A 15,133-nucleotide genomic window follows, 5' to 3' on the forward strand; every position below is an offset into this window, starting at 1 on the left:
GCGTCAGTCTCCCAGAGTCGTGCGGTGGGCCGGCGCGACCTCACCCAGGGCGGTGAGGAACGCGTCGGTCTCCTCGGCGGTCCCGGCGGTCACCCGCAGCCAGCCCGGCAGGCCGACGTCCCGGACGAGCACCCCCCGGTCCAGCAGCGCCCGCCACGCAGCGGGTGCGTCGGCGAAGTGGCCGAAGAGGATGAAGTTGGCGTCACTGGGCACGCTCGTCAGCCCCATGCCCGGCAGCGCGGCCACGATGCGGTCGCGCTGCGCCTTCACCGCGTCGACGGTCGCCAGCAGGGCGTCGGTGTGCGCCAGCGCCGTCCGCGCGGCGGCCTGGGTGAGCGAGCTCAGGTGGTACGGCAGCCGGACCAGCTGGATGGCGTCGACGACGGCCGGGTCCGCGGCCAGGTAGCCCAGCCGCAGCCCCGCCATGCCGAACGCCTTGCTCATCGTGCGACTGACGACCAGCCGCGGCCGGCCCGGGAGCAGCGTGAGCGACGACGGCGTCCCCGTGCGGGCGAACTCCGCGTACGCCTCGTCGACGACGAGGACCCCCTCGGTGGCCTCGTAGAGCGCGGCCACCGTGTCCAGGTCGACGGCGGTGCCGGTGGGGTTGTTCGGGCTGGTGACGAAGACGACGTCGGGCCGCATCTGCTGCACGTGGGCCACAGCGGCGTCGGTGTCGATGGTGAAGTCGGCCGCCCGGTGCCCGTCGACCCACGCCGTGCCGGTGCCGGCCGCGATGATCGGGTGCATCGAGTACGAGGGCGTGAACCCCAGTGCGGTGCGCCCCGCACCCCCGAACGCCTGCAGGACCTGCTGCAGCACTTCGTTGGAGCCGTTGGCCGCCCACACCTGCGCCGGCTCGACCGGCACGCCGCCGGTGCGCGACAGGTAGGCGGCGAGGTCGGCCCGCAGCGCGACGGCGTCCCGGTCGGGGTAGCGGTTGAGCTCCAGCGCCGCATGACCCAGCGACTCCCCCAGGTCGGCCAGCAGCTCGGCCGGCAGCGGGTGCGGGTTCTCGTTGGTGTTGAGCCGGTGCGTGGCGGGCAGCTGCGGGGCGCCGTAGGGCGTGCGGCCACGCAGCTCCGGCCGCAGCGGAAGCTCGTCGAGCTCGGTCACGACCGCTGCCGGACCCGCACCGCGGCCGCGTGCGCCGGCAGGTCCTCGGCGCCGGCGAGGGCGTCGACGTGCCCGGCGACGTCGGCGAGCGCCTGCTCGTCGTACTCGACCAGGTGGATGCCGCGCAGGAACGACTGCACCGACAGCCCGCTGGAGTGCCGCGCGCACCCGCCGGTGGGCAGCACGTGGTTGGAGCCGGCGATGTAGTCGCCGAGCGAGACCGGCGACCAGGCGCCGACGAAGATCGCCCCGGCGTTGCGCACCCGCATCGCCACCTCGCGGGGTCGCTGAGTCTGGATCTCCAGGTGCTCGGCGGCGTAGGCGTCGACCACCCGCACCCCGGCGTCGAGGTCGTCGACCAGCACGATGCCCGACTGGGTGCCCTCCAGCGCGGTCGTGATCCGGTCGGAGTGCTTGGTGGCCGCGACCTGCCCGGGCACCAGGGTGAGGACGGCGTCGGCCAGCTCCTCGCTGGGGGTGACGAGCACCGCGCCGGCCAGCGGGTCGTGCTCGGCCTGGCTGATCAGGTCGGCGGCCACGTGCGCGGGATCGGCGGTGTCGTCGGCGAGGATCGCGACCTCGGTCGGGCCGGCCTCGGAGTCGATGCCGATCAGCCCGCGCAGCAGCCGCTTGGCCGCCGTCACGTAGACGTTGCCGGGGCCGGTGACCATGTCCACCGGCTCGCAGGAGCCGGCGCCGTACCCGAAGACGGCGATGGCCTGCGCCCCGCCGACGGCGTAGACCTCGGTGACACCCAGCAGCGCGCAGGCGGCGAGCACACCCGGGTCGGGCAGGCCGCCGTTGTCCCGCTGCGGCGGGGAGGCGACGGCGATCGACTCGACGCCGGCGATCTGCGCGGGGACCACGTTCATCACGACGCTGGACAGCAGCGGCGCCAGGCCGCCGGGGACGTACAGCCCCACGCGCCGGACCGGCAGCCAGCGCTCGGTGACCGTCCCGCCGGCCACGACCTCCGTGGTGACGTCGGTGCGCCGCTGGTCGGCGTGCACCTTCCGCACCCGGGCGATGGACTCCTCCAGGGCCTCGCGCAACGTCGGGTCGCACTCGGCGAGGGCCCGGGTCAGCGCCTCCTGCGGGACGGCGAAGTCCTCGGCGTCCACCCCGTCGAGCCGAGCGGTGATCTCGCGCACCGCCTGGGCGCCGCGCAGCCGCACGTCCTCGCAGAGCGGGCGGACGGTGGCGAGGACCGAGTCGATGTCGGTGGCTGCCCGCGGCAGCAGCCCGGCGAGCTCCCGGACGCCGGGCAGGGCGTTTCCACGCAGGTCGATGCGTGCCAGCACGGGTGCCTCCGGGGTCCGATCGGGTGGTGCGACGCGGGTCCCAGGGTATCCAGCGCCGTCCGGCCTCCCCGGGGCGCCCACACGGGCCGGCGGCGGGCGGCCCGTACGCTTGCCGGGATGGGCGAGCTGATCCCGCTGTTCCCGCTGGGCCGGCCCCTGTTCCCCGGGGTCGTGCTGCCGCTGCAGATCTTCGAGCCCCGCTACCGCCGTCTCATGCGCGACCTCATGGACCTGCCCGAGCACGGTGACCGTCGCTTCTTCGGGGTGGTCGCGATCCGGCAGGGCTGGGAGGTCGAGCGGGTGGCCCCGGCGGCGGCGCTCTACGACATCGGCTGCACCGCACGGCTGCAGCGGCTGCAGCCGCAGGCCGACGGCGGGTTCCGCATCGTCACCGTGGGCGGCGAGCGGTTCCGGCTGCTGGACGTCGTGGTCGGCGAGGACCCGCCGTACCTGCAGGCCCAGGTCGAGTGGCTGGCCGAGGAGGAGGCCGCGGAGGAGGCCGCCGGGGACGCGGAGGCGGTGACCGACGGCGACGGCACCGGCCTGGTGCCTCCCCCGGACGAGCTCGTCAGCTCGGTCGCCCGGGGGTCGCTGGACCTGCTGGCCCGCGGGGTCGGGGACCTCTTCACGCAGTACGTCGCCGAGGTGTCAGCGCTGGGCGCGGGCGCCCAGGGGGACGGCGTGGAGGCGGCGGTGCGGCTCGCCGCGGCCGCCGACGACCCGTCCGCGCTGTCCTGGCTGGTCGCGTCCTCGGCGCTGCTGACCACCGAGGACCGACAGGCTTTGCTGGCCGAGTCCGCGACGCGCCGGCGCCTGGCCGCGGAGTCCCGGCTGCTGCGCCGGGAACTCACGCTGCTTCAGACCCTCGGTGCGGTGCCGGCGCCGCTGCAGCAGTTCGCCACCCCTATGACGGTCAACTGACCGCGGGTCGCCGAGCGGTGTCAGCGCGGACCTGGGGCGGCGAGGACGGCGGACCCCAGGAAGTGGCAGGCGTTCAGCGCCACCGCGAGATCCACCCGGTGGGATCGCGTGGCGGGGTCCCGTAGCTCCAGGGCCCGGGAGACCCGGTACTTCACGGTGTTGCGGTGCAGCCGCATGATCTCGGCCGTGTCGGTGTAGCTCTCCCCGGTGAGGTAGAAGACCCGCAGCGTCTCCCGCAGCACCTGCGACGTGTCGTTGTCCAGCGCGAGTTGTCCCAGGACCTCCCCGACCCAGGCCCGGGCGGAGTCGAGATCACCGGCGAGCATCGAGGTGATCGCCACTCCTTCGTCCCCGAAGCCCATGATCGGTGCGGTCCCGCCCGAGGCCACGGCGACGCGGCGCGCGGCCTGGGCCTGTACGTGGGTGCGCCGGAAACCAGTCACGCCGGAGGCGGACAGCCCGAGGGCCGCCCGGCAGGTCGGCGTCTGCCCGACGAGCGTGCCGATCTGGGTCGTGTCCACCTCCGCCGGCCGCACCGCGAAGGGCAGCCACGCCCAGGCGGTCTCACGATCGACCGCCGTCACCAGGGGCGCACCCGAGCAGCCGGCACCGGCGGCCACCTTGGACACCACCGAGGTGAGCAGCCGGAGCTCGTCGGGCGCGGGCGCCGCGGCCACCGACCAGATGATCATCCCGAGGTGGTGGGCGGACAGGCGGTAGCCGGTCTCCTTCTCGAAGTGCACCGGCGCCACGTTCTGCCCGCCCAGGACGTCGTGGATCAGCGCCGCGCGGACGGTCCCCTGGGTGCTCAGCCAGCGCTCGCGTTCGGCCTCGTACGCCTCGAAGACGTACTGCGAGATCCAGTCGATGTACCGGCCGACCACCGTGGCCATGTGGTGCAGGACCTCGAACTTCTCCTCCGCGGAGCAGTCCAGGGCCTGGACATCGGGGAACATCTGCTCGATGAAGTCGTCCTTGCCCACGCTGTAGGCGCGGACCAGGGAGTTCGCCGGGACCTCCCGCTGGGCCAGCCGCATCGCGTACTCCACTGCGGCGGTCGTGGGCTGCAGGTGCTCGATGGGGATGTGGTTGATCAGGATGTGCGTCAGCGTCTTGGTGTTGGCGTCCACGCTGGCCCGGAGCAGCTCGAGGAATTGCGGGTCGACGTCGAGCGAACGGATGTGCCGCATGATCAGGTCGGTCATGTCCCGCGCGATCCGGGGCTGCCGCCGATCCAGCCGCTGAGCCGCCTCCGACACCAGGGCCAGGATGCGGTCGGCGCCCCCGACGCCGTCCCGCTCCTCCGCTCCCGCGCTCACCACGCCTGCCGGTTCAGGAGGAGCTCCGCTTCAGGGCCGACTGCGCGGCGTTGAAACCGCACAGCCCGTGCGCTCCCGCACCCGGCGGGGTGGCCGCCGAGCACAGGTAGACGCCGTCCACGCCGAGTGCATACGGATTCAGTGCCACGCGGGGCCGGAACACCAGCTGGAGAGGGTCGTTGGCGCCGGTGACGACGTCCCCGCCGACGTAGTTCGCGTTGTGCGCCTCGAGGCCGGCGGTCGAGGTCACGTGCCGGGCCAGCACCCGGTCGCGGAAGCCGGGGGCGAACCGCTCGATCTGGTCCTCGATGGCGGCGGTCGCGTCGCCGGTGTAACCGGCCGGCACGTGGGCGTAGGCGTACAGGGGGTGGACGTCGTCCCGGGACCGGGTCGGGTCGGCGACGTACTGCTGTCCCACCAGCACGAACGGGCGTTCCGGCATCCGCCCCCGGACGACGTCCCGCTCGGTGGCCGCGATCTCCTCGAAGGTGCCCCCGACGTGGACGGTGCCGGCGCGCCGGGACTCCTCGTGGGTCCAGGGGACGCCGCCCTGCACCGCGAACTCGACCTTGAACGAGCCGGGACCGTGGCGGTAGCGGATGAGAGCACGGGAGATCCGCCGGGGCATCCGGTCCCCGACGATGCGCGCCGCCGCGGCGGGTGCGACGTCGAGCATCACGATGTCCGGGTCGCCGAGCTCGTCCAGGGAGCCGACCCTCACCCCGGTCTCGACCTTGGCGCCGTGCTCGGCGAGCAGCGCGGAGACCGCCCTGCCGATGGCCGCCGACCCGCCCTCGGCCACGGGCCAGCCGTACCGGTGCGCTGCCGTCCCCAGTGCCACGCCGATCGCTGAGGACGCCGGTGACCCGAACGGCCGGAACGCGTGCGCGGCGACGCCGGCGAACAGCGCCCGTGCCTCCGGCCCCGACCACCGCCGGGCCAGCACCGCGGCCGGCAGCAGGGAGTAGGCGCCGAAGCGGGCGAGCTTCACCGGATGAGCGGGCACGTGCAGCAACGGCTGCAGGAAGTCCTCGGCGATGTCGTCGAAGCGTCGCTCGAGCGGTCCGAACAGGCTGCGCCAGCGACGGCCGTCCTCCCCCAGGCGGGCTGCGGTGTCGTCCACCGACCGCTGGACGGCGGCACCGCGGCCGCCGTCCAGCGGGTGGGAGTACTCGAAGTCCGCCCACCGCCACGTCAACCCCTGCGCCGCCAGGTCGAACGCCCGGGAGAACGGGGTGTCGACGGCCAGCGGGTGGAAGCCGGAGCACTCGTCGTGGCTGAGCCCGGGCAGGGTGAGGGCGCTGCTCCGGGTGCCGCCCCCGATGGTGTCCGCGGCTTCGAGCACCGTCACCTGGACACCGGCGGCAGCGAGAGTGAGGGCGGCAGCGAGCCCGTTGGGCCCGCTGCCGACCACGACGGCGTCGGTCATGCACTCACACTGGCACGGACCGCCGGGTGCGGGTGCTCCCCGGCCGGGGCGTAGCCGGGGCTGCGCCACGTGACGGTGTGCGGGATGGGCCCGTTGGGCAGCCAGGGCTGCTCGGCCACGGCCTCCGCCACGTTCCAGTAGCCCCGCTCCACGACGCCGAGCGCCGCGTCGATGACCTTGTACGCCTGGGTCGAGCGGTGGATCGGCTGGGATTCGACCCACACGACGATGCACTCGCCCGGCTCGAACGCGCAGCGCTTCTGCACGGCGGTGATCGTCTGCTCGTTGTGCAGGTGCGCGTCACCGAACTGCCAGCCGACCAGGGTGGTGCAGACGAACTCGCCCTCGCGGATGCGGTAGTTCTCCAGGCGGTCGAGGTGCCGCATCATCAGCGACATCAGGCCACGCCCCTGGCTGTGCATGGTCCGCCAGGCCATCGCCTTCTGCATGAAGATCTCCGCGATCTCCTTGCCGAACGCCCCGGAGAGCTGGTCGACCTGGTTGGGGTTGTACTTGACCAGGTGCTTGTTCAGCTTGTCCTCGGCCTCGTCACCACGGAACGCCCAGGTCGCCGAGGCCCAGTTGCCGGCGTACTGCCGCATCGACGGCAGGAACGAGACCAGGTCGGGCCGCAGGTTGCCCAGGATCGGGAAGGCGACGAAGACGGCGAGGATGGCGACGAGCAGCCACGGCGAGCTGATGTCGCCGACGCCGTAGCCCTCGGAGGCGGGGAAGCCGGCGAAGAGCCAGACGGGGGCGAACATGAAGAAGACGTTCCACTCCAGCGGCACCGCGAGCGGGAAGGTGGAGGTGATGAAGATGTGGAACACCACCATGCCCACGATCGCCAGCCAGGTGATCGTCGAGTCGGTCGAGAACAGCAGCACCAACGGCAGCACGAGTTCGACGACGGTGCCGCCGATGTGCGCGAAGCCCCAGGCGATCTTCGACGGCCGCAGGTCGTTCGGGTAGTCGCGGTAGAGCGCCCGCTTGAACGTCAGCGACGTGATCCATGGCGTGTTGCTCACCATCGGCGGGACGACGTTGGTGAAGTGGTGGCCGAACTTCGAGATGCCGGCGCCCATCCAGATCGTCACGACGGCGATCTTGGCCGCCAGGACCATGTCGACCTGGGTGCTCAGGACGCCGAAGAAGAACAGCACGGCGACGTACTGCTCCGACCGCGCGGCCAGGAAGACGACCCGGTCGCGCAGGCCCATGACGACGATCAGGCCGACGTAGGCGAGCAGCCCCCACTGCGGCAGGAGCCCGGCGTCGCTCCCCGGCACGGCGGACGACTCGAAACCCGGGGTGAGCAGCAGGAAGGCCAGCGTGGCCAGGATGCTGCAGTAGAGGACGACGTCGAAGGTGGTGCGGTGGTCGCCTCTGGTGAACGGCACCTTTCCCGGCCACGGGGGCAGGCGCAGGGTGTTGCGCCGCGTCCAGTACAGGAAGCCGCCGATGAACGGCTTGAACTTGAACGCCAGCGGACCCGAAGACGACGCCCAACCGGTGATCTCGAACAGCACGGTCCAGACGATCAGCTTCTGGTAGACGATGAGCTCGCCCCACCAGGAGGCGAGGTTCCCGATGCCACCGAGACCGGGCGTCGTGAGGGCGACGATGGCGACGCCGCCGGCCACGTAGAAGATCAGCTTGTAGACGTAGAGCATGTGGTTGGTCTTCGGGCCACCGAAGCCGTACTCGCACCAGTGGGTGGCGAGCATCCGCATGCGATCCATGAAGGGCATCGACTCGAACTCGGCCGGGTCCACCGGTGGCATGTCTGCGGTCTTGAATCCCACGGGGGGCTCCTTCGTTCGGGCAGGGGTGATCAGCACGAGGGGCGCTCGTGCAGCGGGAGTGCTGGTGCGGTCGGGAGTGCGGTGCCGGCTAGACGGGTTGCGGTTGCAGCGATCGGCGAAGGGTCGGCTTGTCCGTCTTGCCGACCGGGTTCTTGGGGAGGCCGTCGAGGATCTCGATGCGCTCCGGCACCTTCACCCGGGTGAGATGGCGCCGGCAGTGCTCGAGCAGTTCGTCGTCCCCGATCCGGGCGTCCGGGTAGAGGCTCACGTACGCCACGGGCGACTCCCCCAGGACGTCGTCCGGACGTCCGACGACGGCGGCCTCGAGAACGCCGGGCACCGCCGTGAGCACGGCCTCGATCTCCTTGGGATAGATGTTCTCCCCGCCGCGGATGATCATGTCCTTCACGCGGTCGACGATCGTGAGGTAGCCGTCCTCGTCGAGCCGGCCGACGTCGCCGGTCCACAGCCAGCCGCCCACCAGCGTCTCGGCGGTGACCTCGGGCTTGCCGAGGTACCCCCGCATGACGGTCGGGCCGGAGATGACGACCTCCCCGATGTCACCCGTGCCGGCGGGGGATCCGTCCTCCCGCACGATCGCGATCCGCTGCCCCGGCAGCGCGGGCCCGACGGTGCCGAGCTTGCGGACGCCATCGACCGGGTTGCACGCCGAGGCACAGGTGCCCTCGGTGAGGCCGTAGCCCTCGACCATGGTGAAGCCGAATCGTTCCTCGCAGCGGTCGAGGAGCTCGGCCGACACCGGGGCGGCACCGCAGACGACGAACCGGAGGGAGGACGTGTCCGGCCGGACGTCGTCGGGGAGGGACGCCAGCAGCGCGTAGATCGTCGGCACGGCCGAGAAGTAGGTCGGGCGGAGCTTCTCGACGTGGTCGAAGAACCGGCTGGCGGAGAAGCTGCCGACGATGCTGAGCTGCCCGCCCACCCGGATGGTGGCCAGCGCGCTCACCATGATCGCGTTGGCGTGGAAAAGAGGGAGGACCAGCAGGCAGTGGTCGCGTTCGGTCAACGAGAAGTGCGCCGCCATGGTGCCCGACATCGCCTCCACGTTGGCGTGGTCGAGCATGACGCCCTTGGGCCGCCCGGTGGACCCGCTGGTGTAGATGAGCAGCGCCAGGTCGTCGGGGCGGAGAGCCACCGGTGGGAGCGGGGCACCGGAGTCGGCGGTGCGCATGTCCCCTACGTGGATCGCCGTCCGGCCGCCGGTGGGCGCCGCCGGCCCTCCGTTCACCACGACGACGGCGCCGGAGTCGGTGATCTGGTGGTCGGCCTCGCTGGCGGTGAAGGCCGGGTTGACCGGGGTGGCCGCGCCGCCGAGCCGCCACGCAGCGAACAATGCCACGAGCAGTTCGAGGCGGTTGGGCAGCATGATCGCCAGGACGTCGCCCCGGCCGAAGCCCGTTGCGGCCAGCTGGGCGGCGAAGGCCTCGATCCGCGCCCGGAACTGGGCACGGGTGAGTTCCACGTCGTCGTCCCGCACGCATGGCGCGTCATCGGACATCCTGAGTCGCTCCCAGGGCAGGTAACCCGGTCTCATGCGCCGCCGGCTCCTCGGTGCTCGTTCGCTGTGACCCGCACCACGCAGGCCCTGTGGCGCCCGACACTACGAAGGGTGGGCGAGCGTGCCCACGTCCTCCGTACACCAACTTGGCCAGCGAGTTTGTGCACGGTGCACGGTGCACACCGGTCGCCGGACCGACGCGCTGGGGCAGCGACCGACCCGCGGGCTCAGGGCGCCAGGACGACGGGCGGCGGGCCGGGGACGGCGTCGTCGCGGCCGTGCCGGCCGAGGCCGTCGTCGGCGGCCACCAGCGCGCACCCCAGGTAGACGAGCAGGGCGGCGAAGGGCGCGGCGGCCAGACCGGGCAGCGAGCTGAGCACCAGCCCCGTGGTGACCTGCGCGCCGACCTCGGACAGCTGCGCCTCCGACGGCGAGGGCGCGAGCAGCTCACCGACCTGCCACGCGAGCACGGCGGCAGCCGACGCCCCGACCGCGAGGGCGACCAGCATGCCCACTCCGCGACCGCGGCGCACCTGCCACGCCGCCGCGCCGGCGAGCAGGCCGAGCCCCAGCAGCAGGAGGACGAGGACGGCGTCGTCGGCGACCCGGACCTCGGCCGCCGGCGAGCCGACGGCCACCGGGCCGGTCTCGGTCAGCCGGAACTCGGCGCGCGGCGCCAGCAGCCACCAGAGCACCCCTGTGGGAAGCCCGGCGAGCAGCAGCCCCACGAGCAGCGGCCGGGCGGCGTGCAGGTCGTCCCGGACCTCCTCCCTCCCCCGCCAGTAGGCGTGCACGGGCACACCCGGGGCGGGCTGGACGGGCAGCGGTGAAGTGCTCACCCTCCCAGTGAACAACGATCGCGCGACCGGGGGCGGAAGGACCCTCCTACAGCAGCGCCACGCTCGTCGGCCCGAGGAGGGCCTTGATGTCCCCCATCAGCGCCGTGCTCGGGCGCACCCGGAGCCCCTGGTCGAGCCGGAGCACCGTCTCGCGGCTGCCGTTGACGAGCTTGAGCTGCACCTCCGTGGTGCCCGGGTGGCTGCCCAGCACCTCGCGGAGGCGCTCGACGACCGGCGGGGTGCAGCGGGCGGCGGCCATCGAGACCAGCACCGGCCCGCGCGGCCCCTCGGTGAGCTCGGGGATGGTGACCTCGGAGCCGAACAGCGAGGGCTGGTCGTCCCGCCGGCTGATCCGGCCCTTCACCACGATGATCTGGTCGCGGACGACCTTCTCCGAGACCTCGGCCCAGGTCTTGGGGAAGAACAGCACCTCGATGCCGGACTCGAGGTCCTCCAGCGTGGCGATCGCCCACGGCGCGCCCTGCTTGTTGGTGCGCGGCGAGACGGAGGTGAGGATGCCGGCGATGGTGACGTTGGCGCCGTCCTCGACCCCGCCGGCGTTGATCTCGGCGATCGGGGTGTCGGCGTTGGCCGCGAGCACGTGCTCGACCCCGTGCAGCGGGTGATCGGAGACGTAGAGGCCGAGCATGTCGCGCTCGAACATCAGCCGCTCGCTCTTGGACCAGTCGGCGGTCGGGATCGTGATGTCCAGCGCGCTGCCGAAGGGGTCGTCGGCCGCGTCGCCCTCGCCGAAGCTGCCGAAGAGGTCGAACTGGCCCTCGGCCTCCTTCCGCTTGAGGCCCATGGCGGAGTCGACGGCCTGCGCGTGGATCGCGACGACGCCCTGGCGCGAGTGGCCGAGCGAGTCGAAGGCGCCGGCCTTGGCCAGGGACTCGATGACCTTCTTGTTGCAGGCCACCGTGTCGATCTTGCGCATGAAGTCGGCGAAGTCCTTGAACGCGCCCTTCTCCTCGCGCGCCCGGACGATCGACTCGACGACGTTGGTGCCGACGTTGCGCACCGAGGCCAGGCCGAAGCGGATGTCGGTGCCGACGGCGGTGAAGTCCCAGGAGGACTCGTTGACGTCCGGCGGGAGCACCTTGATGCCCATCCGGCGGCACTCGGCCAGGTAGACCGGTCGGCGGTCCTTGTCGTCCTGGACGCTGGTGAGCAGCCCGGCCATGTACTCGGCCGGGTAGTTCGCCTTGAGGTAGGCCGTCCAGTACGACACGAGGCCGTATGCGGCCGAGTGGGCCTTGTTGAAGGCGTAGTCGGCGAACGGGACGAGGATGTCCCACAGCGTCTTGATCGCGGCGCCGGAGAAGCCGTTGGCCTTCATCCCCGCCTCGAAGCCGACGAACTCCGCGTCCAGGACCGACTTCTTCTTCTTGCCCATCGCGCGGCGCAGCAGGTCTGCCTTGCCGAGCGTGTACCCGGCGACCTTCTGCGCGATCGCCATGACCTGCTCCTGGTACACGATCAGGCCGTAGGTCTGGCCGAGGATCTCCTCCAGCGGCTCGGCCAGCTCCGGGTGGATCGGCGTGATCTCCTGCTGGCCGTTCTTGCGCAGCGCGTAGTTGGTGTGCGAGTTCGCGCCCATCGGACCGGGGCGGTAGAGCGCACCGACGGCCGAGATGTCCTCGAAGTTGTCCGGCCGCATGAGCCGCAGCAGCGACCGCATCGGCCCGCCGTCGAACTGGAAGACCCCGAGGGTGTCGCCGCGGGAGAGCAACGCGTACGTGTTGGGGTCGGTCAGGTTCTTGCTGATCTCGTCGAGGTCGACCGGCTCCTTGCCGTTGATCACGATGTTGCGCAGCGCGTCGTCGATGACCGTGAGGTTGCGCAGCCCCAGGAAGTCCATCTTCAGCAGGCCGAGCGTCTCGCAGGTCGGGTAGTCGAACTGCGTGATGACCGCCCCGTCGGCCTCGCGCCGCATGATCGGGATCGAGTCGATCAGCGGGTACCGGCCGATGATGACGCCGGCGGCGTGCACGCCCCACTGGCGCTTCAGCCCCTCGAGCTTGCGGGCCTGGTCGACGACCTCGGCCGCGCCGGGGTCGGACTCGTAGCGGGCGCGGAACTCCGTGGCCTCCTTGTAGCGCGGGTGGGCCGGGTCGAAGACGCCCGAGAGCGGGATGCCCTTGCCCATCACGTCCGGCGGCATGAGCTTGGTCAGCTCGTCGCCCACCGAGTACGGCCGGTCCAGCACGCGGGCGGCGTCCTTGATCGCGGCTTTCGCCTTGATCGTCCCGTAGGTGACGATCTGGCTGACCCGCTCCTCGCCGTACTTCTTCGAGACGTACTGGATGACCTCCCCGCGCCGGCGGTCGTCGAAGTCGATGTCGACGTCGGGCATGGAGACGCGCTCGGGGTTGAGGAACCGCTCGAAGATCAGCCCGTGCTGCAGCGGGTCGAGGTCGGTGATGCCCATGGCGTACGCGGCCAGCGAGCCCGCCGCCGATCCACGGCCGGGACCGACGCGGATGCCGTTGTCCTTGGCCCAGTTGATGAAGTCGGCGACCACGAGGAAGTACCCCGGGAAGCCCATCTGGGTGATGATCCCGACCTCGTAGTCGGCCTGCTTGCGCACGTGGTCGGGGATGCCACCCGGGTAGCGCTTGTGCAGGCCGCGCTCGACCTCCTTGACGAACCAGGAGGTCTCGTCCTCCCCCGGCGGCAGGGGGAAGCGGGGCATCAGGTCGGCGCCCTCGGTGAAGCTCACCTCGCACTGCTCGGCGATCAGCAGCGTGTTGTCGCAGGCCTCGCGGAGGTCGCCGGTGAACAGCGCCCGCATCTCCGCGGCGGACTTCAGGTAGTAGCCGTTCCCGTTGAACTTGAAGCGGTTGGGCTCGTTGAGCCGCGACCCCGTCTGGATGCACAGCAGGGCGTCGTGGGCCTCGGCGTCCTCCTTGTGCGTGTAGTGCAGGTCGTTGGTGGCCAGCAGCGGGATGCCGAGGTCCTTGGCGATCGCCAGCAGGGCCGGGCGGGTCTTCTTCTCGATGGACAGCCCGTGGTCCATCAGCTCGGCGTAGAAGTTCTCGCGCCCGAAGATGTCCTGGAAGTCGGCGGCCGCCTGGCGCGCCTTGTCCTCCTTGCCGGCGCGCAGCCACATGTTCACCTCGCCCGACGGGCAGCCGGTGGTGGCGATCAGGCCCTTGCCGTAGCGCTCCAGCAGGTCGCGGTCGAACCGCGGCTTGCGGTACTGCCCCTCCAGGCTGGCGAGCGAGGAGATGCGGAAGAGGTTGTGCATCCCCTCGGTGGTGCGGGCCAGCAGGGTCATGTGGGTGTAGGCGGCCTTGCCCCGGTTGGAGCCGCCGTCACCCTCCTCGTCGATGAGGTTGTCGCCGAAGTCGAACGGCGCGCGGTCGAAGCGCGACCCGGGGGTGTAGTAGCCCTCCATGCCGATGATCGGCTTCACGCCGGCGGCGCCCGCCTGCTTGTAGAAGTCGTAGGCGCCGAAGACGTTGCCGTGGTCGGTCATGGCCAGCGCCGGCATGCCCTGCTCGGCCGCGGCCTTGGTGACCTCCGGTAGCTTCGCCGCGCCGTCGAGCATCGAGTACTCGGTGTGCACGTGCAGGTGCACGAACGAATCGGACGGGCTGCTCACAGCGGGTCTGGCTCCTCACGGGTCGTGCGTGCCCGGCCGGCGTCACGCGGCGGGCGACCGGCGGGGAAGACCGGCGGTGCGTGCGGGGGCGGCAGGCACCGGCGGGCCGGTGGGTCGATCCTCGCACTGGTTCGGTTCTACGCCGAGGGTCTGACAGGACGTGTCTTCTCACACCGGACCGTTCCGTCACAGGGGTGCCTCAGGGCAGCGCACGCCGCATCGTCACGTGGGCGATGCCGGCCTCTTCGTAGACCTCGCCGACGGCCGTGTAGCCCTCCCGCTCGTAGAAGCGGCGGGCCGGGAGCTGCGCGTGCAGCTCCACCTCGGTGGCGCCCCGGGCGAGGGCCTGGCGGTGCAGTTCCGCGAGCACCTCGGCGCCGTGGCCGCGGCCGCGCACCCCGGCGTCGGCGGCCATCCGGCCGATCCGCGCCGTGACGCCGTCGAGCAGCAGCCGCCCGGTCGCCACCACCCGGCCCGCGTCGTCCCGGCTGAGCACGTGGACGGCGGTCGCGTCGGCGTCGTCCTGCTCGATCTCGGGCGGGACGCCCTGCTCCTCCACGAAGACGCGGGTGCGCAGGGCCACGAGCTCCGGCCAGTCGTCGGCGGTGGCGACCTGCGCGGAAGGGTTGGGCACGTCGCACATTCTGCGCGACCCGAACAGCCGGTCAGCTGCTGGAGGCGTGGCACGGCTCCTGCGGAGGCGCGCGTTTCTCCGCGCACGGTCGGGACCGCGCACCGTGCCGGCCCTCGGCCGGGGAGATCATCGCCCGTCGGGCCTGGTGGTGGTGCGTCGAGCCCGAGAGGATCTCGACCTCGGGCCGGAAAGTCGCTGGGCGAGCGGAGGTCGAGGTGGGCGCCACCATCCAGGTGGACAGCGGTAGCTGGTCGGACTGCACCACGACCGCGTATCGGGAGCCGGCCTGCTCGTGGCCGCGGGCCTCGCGTGGCGCGCGCAGCCGGAAGACCTCACCACGCACGCAAGGTCTCCATGTCCCGGAGGACCTGCGCCGCCTCGGCCAGGTCCTGCTCATCAGCGGCCAACTGCTCGGCCTCCTGCCGCAGGTCGGCTCGGGCTCGCTGCCGGGCTGCTGCCAGCAGCGCAGAACGGACGGCTGTGGAGACCGAGGTCCCGTCCCCGGTCAGGATCTCGAGCGCCCGTGCGGTGTCCTCGTCCGGGCGGAAAATGATCGTTGCAGCCATTCCGACATCGTCTCGCCCGGTGTAAGACGCCGCCAGAGACGATCTGGGGGGCTGCGGAAGTGGACGAGGACCGCGAC

12 protein-coding genes are annotated in these 15,133 nt (G+C 71.8%); 1 reads left to right on the top strand and 11 read right to left on the bottom strand.

Annotation, left to right across the window (positions count from 1 at the left end; translation table 11 throughout):
* Positions 1-3 precede the first annotated feature (3 nt).
* Together QOZ88_RS16420 and hisD are read right to left on the bottom strand one after the other, a co-directional pair.
* Positions 4-1,116 carry a histidinol-phosphate transaminase gene (locus tag QOZ88_RS16420; protein WP_306000803.1) on the bottom strand — a complete coding sequence of 371 codons (1,113 nt, stop codon included), beginning with the start codon at positions 1,114-1,116 and terminating at the stop codon, positions 4-6.
* Entirely contained in the window at positions 1,113-2,417 is a 1,305-nt protein-coding gene (gene hisD, locus QOZ88_RS16425) for a histidinol dehydrogenase (protein ID WP_306000804.1), read from the bottom strand. Before hisD ends, QOZ88_RS16420 begins: the two co-directional genes overlap by 4 nt.
* Positions 2,418-2,534: 117 nt before the next feature.
* Between hisD and QOZ88_RS16430 the strand changes: the two genes are divergently transcribed.
* Positions 2,535-3,338 carry an LON peptidase substrate-binding domain-containing protein gene (locus QOZ88_RS16430; protein WP_306000805.1) on the top strand — a complete coding sequence of 268 codons (804 nt, stop codon included), beginning with the start codon at positions 2,535-2,537 and terminating at the stop codon, positions 3,336-3,338.
* Between the two features lie 20 nt (positions 3,339-3,358).
* Here the strand turns inward: QOZ88_RS16430 and QOZ88_RS16435 are convergent, their stop codons facing one another.
* From QOZ88_RS16435 to QOZ88_RS16475, 9 genes are all read right to left on the bottom strand, one after another.
* The gene (locus tag QOZ88_RS16435; RefSeq protein WP_211435245.1) at positions 3,359-4,657 is read right to left on the bottom strand and encodes a helix-turn-helix domain-containing protein; all 1,299 of its coding nucleotides are present in this window, start codon (positions 4,655-4,657) and stop codon (positions 3,359-3,361) included.
* A gap of 13 nt (positions 4,658-4,670) precedes the next feature.
* Entirely contained in the window at positions 4,671-6,086 is a 1,416-nt protein-coding gene (locus QOZ88_RS16440) for a phytoene desaturase family protein (protein ID WP_306000806.1), read from the bottom strand.
* The gene (locus QOZ88_RS16445; protein WP_306000807.1) at positions 6,083-7,891 is read right to left on the bottom strand and encodes a DUF3556 domain-containing protein; all 1,809 of its coding nucleotides are present in this window, start codon (positions 7,889-7,891) and stop codon (positions 6,083-6,085) included. Before QOZ88_RS16445 ends, QOZ88_RS16440 begins: the two co-directional genes overlap by 4 nt.
* Positions 7,892-7,979: 88 nt before the next feature.
* On the bottom strand, positions 7,980-9,446 hold the full coding sequence (locus tag QOZ88_RS16450) for a class I adenylate-forming enzyme family protein (RefSeq protein ID WP_306000808.1): 1,467 nt from the start codon (positions 9,444-9,446) through the stop codon (positions 7,980-7,982).
* A 191-nt stretch (positions 9,447-9,637) separates the two neighbouring features.
* Positions 9,638-10,249: a DUF2567 domain-containing protein gene (locus QOZ88_RS16455; protein ID WP_306000809.1), complete on the bottom strand. Its 612-nt coding sequence runs from the start codon at positions 10,247-10,249 to the stop codon at positions 9,638-9,640.
* Between the two features lie 46 nt (positions 10,250-10,295).
* Positions 10,296-13,856 carry a DNA polymerase III subunit alpha gene (gene dnaE, locus QOZ88_RS16460; protein ID WP_306000810.1) on the bottom strand — a complete coding sequence of 1,187 codons (3,561 nt, stop codon included), beginning with the start codon at positions 13,854-13,856 and terminating at the stop codon, positions 10,296-10,298.
* Between the two features lie 199 nt (positions 13,857-14,055).
* Positions 14,056-14,490, bottom strand: a complete 435-nt coding sequence (locus QOZ88_RS16465) for a GNAT family N-acetyltransferase (protein WP_306000811.1) — start codon at positions 14,488-14,490, stop codon at positions 14,056-14,058.
* 31 nt (positions 14,491-14,521) lie between these two features.
* Positions 14,522-14,887 (bottom strand): type II toxin-antitoxin system PemK/MazF family toxin, encoded by a 366-nt coding sequence (locus QOZ88_RS16470; RefSeq protein ID WP_306000812.1) that lies wholly within the window; start codon positions 14,885-14,887, stop codon positions 14,522-14,524.
* Positions 14,823-15,056: a hypothetical protein gene (locus tag QOZ88_RS16475; RefSeq protein WP_306000813.1), complete on the bottom strand. Its 234-nt coding sequence runs from the start codon at positions 15,054-15,056 to the stop codon at positions 14,823-14,825. Before QOZ88_RS16475 ends, QOZ88_RS16470 begins: the two co-directional genes overlap by 65 nt.
* Positions 15,057-15,133 lie beyond the last annotated feature (77 nt).

It is taken from the genome of Blastococcus carthaginiensis (genome assembly GCF_030731085.1).
GTDB lineage: Bacteria > Actinomycetota > Actinomycetes > Mycobacteriales > Geodermatophilaceae > Blastococcus > Blastococcus carthaginiensis.